The sequence below is a fragment of the Mycobacterium sp. THU-M104 genome, from assembly GCF_049197365.1.
In the GTDB taxonomy this organism is placed as follows: domain Bacteria; phylum Actinomycetota; class Actinomycetes; order Mycobacteriales; family Mycobacteriaceae; genus Mycobacterium.
This window is the reverse complement of record NZ_JBMIOP010000192.1, coordinates 1-1,516: the sequence shown is the minus strand read 5'-3', so window position 1 is coordinate 1,516 and position 1,516 is coordinate 1. Positions and strand designations below refer to the sequence as shown.

Below are 1,516 nucleotides of genomic sequence, written 5' to 3'. Positions count from 1 at the left end.
CGATGCTGGCGGCCTTCCTGTATGTGCCACCGCTCGCGCACCTGCTCGGCCAAACCGGCCCGTCGTGGGCCGGGTGGCTGACCGCCCTGCTCGCCATCCCCGCCGTCCTCGCCGCCGACGCGATCTACAAGCGGCTCCGCCGCCTGCGTGCGGGCGACCGCACGCATCACCAGGTGACGGGAAGCTCCTTCATACCGTAGATGTCGGCCTCTTTGAAGCTCAGCTCTTCCGGCGGCGCGGCCAGTTTCAGCCCCGGCAGCCGCCGCGCCAGCGTGATGAACGCGACCTGCATCTCGACCCGCGCGAGGTTCTGGCCGAGGCACTGGTGGGTGCCGTAGCCGAAATCCAAGTGCCCCCGGGTATTTCGTTCATGACCGAAGGACTCCGGATAGTCGGTGAACTCGGGATCCCAGTTGCCCGCGGGCAGGTTCATGACGAGGAGTTCACCGGCGCGCTGGTTTCGTGACCGGCAAGCATCATCACCACACCGGTCATGATCGCGGTCTCGTGGGGGAGCTGGCCGAGGACCCGCTGCGCGGCCTTGCCGAACTGATCGAAGCCGCAATCTGTCTCGGCGCCCGCGAACACCACCTCCTGATCGCCGCGCACCGGGCCGGATCGCTGACCCCGGACACCTCGGTCGGGCTCAACGAGGCCCTCAACGACCTTGTCCGCCGGGGCCAGCGGTGCGGCCGTGTTCGCGACGACCTGGTGGCCGACAATCTGCCCCAGCTGATCGCGATGCTCTACGGCGTACCCCACGCATGTCGATCGTCTGATCTTGCCGCTGGTGGTCATCGGAATCGAACCGGGATCCACCATGACCAGATCCGCGACCCGCAGGCCGTGTGAGTTCCAGACCGCCGAGACGACTTCACTTTTGAGGACGGCGAATTCGTGCATCACATCCTTCTCGGAAACGCTCCGCTTCTTGACCTCCACGACGACGACAAGCTGCTGCATGCCGTCATCGGTAACGGCGATCGCCGCGACCCGGCCGCGGGTGATCTCCCGGATCGTCGCCTCGATGTCGTCGGGAGCGTGGTTCCGCCCCTAGGTGACCAGCAGGTCCTCGATGCGGCCCACGATGAACAGCGCCCCATCGCAGATGAAGCCCAGGTCCCCGGTCCGCAGCCAAGGCCCCTCGGGCGTGCCGGCCGAGGGTTCGACCAGCACGGCGCCGAAGGTGCGCGCGGTCTCGTCGGGCTTGCGCCAATAGCCCGTGCTGACGTTGCCGCCGTGCAGCACCCAGATCTCGCCGGTCGTTTCGTCCGGGCACTCGATGCCGGTCGCGGGATCGACGATCCGCAGGGTGGGCCCTTGCAGCGCCGGATAAACGACCAGCACGGGCATGAGAGTACCGTGGCCGTCCCCGGCGCAAACGCAGTGCGATTGACTCAGCGCGGCTCGCTCATTGTGGTCGAATCAAGGGGTGTCGTTGTTTTCCGGAAGCACCGGATGAGCGTCCGGGCCCGGTTCGAGCACCTGGATCTCTCCCGTCGCGCCGTCGACCTCG

The 1,516-nt window shown here is 67.1% G+C and carries 1 protein-coding gene and 3 pseudogenes; 2 read left to right on the top strand and 2 right to left on the bottom strand.

Going from position 1 to position 1,516, the window contains the following annotated elements; genetic code table 11:
* Positions 1–200 (top strand): hypothetical protein (locus tag ACOJVU_RS15250; protein ID WP_421530547.1); only part of this gene is annotated, 200 nt, incomplete at its 5' end.
* Here the strand turns inward: ACOJVU_RS15250 and ACOJVU_RS15245 are convergent.
* Positions 167–454, bottom strand: a pseudogene (locus tag ACOJVU_RS15245) (cytochrome P450); the annotation flags it as partial. The gene ACOJVU_RS15250 and the pseudogene ACOJVU_RS15245 overlap by 34 nt on opposite strands.
* Positions 455–519: 65 nt before the next feature.
* On the opposite strand from ACOJVU_RS15245, the pseudogene ACOJVU_RS15240 reads away from it, so the two are divergent.
* A pseudogene (locus tag ACOJVU_RS15240) lies at positions 520–756 on the top strand (TetR/AcrR family transcriptional regulator); the annotation flags it as partial.
* A gap of 3 nt (positions 757–759) precedes the next feature.
* Here ACOJVU_RS15240 and ACOJVU_RS15235 read toward each other — a convergent pair.
* Positions 760–1,344: pseudogene (locus tag ACOJVU_RS15235) on the bottom strand (acyl-CoA synthetase); the annotation flags it as partial.
* Between the last annotated feature and the right edge of the window lie 172 nt (positions 1,345–1,516).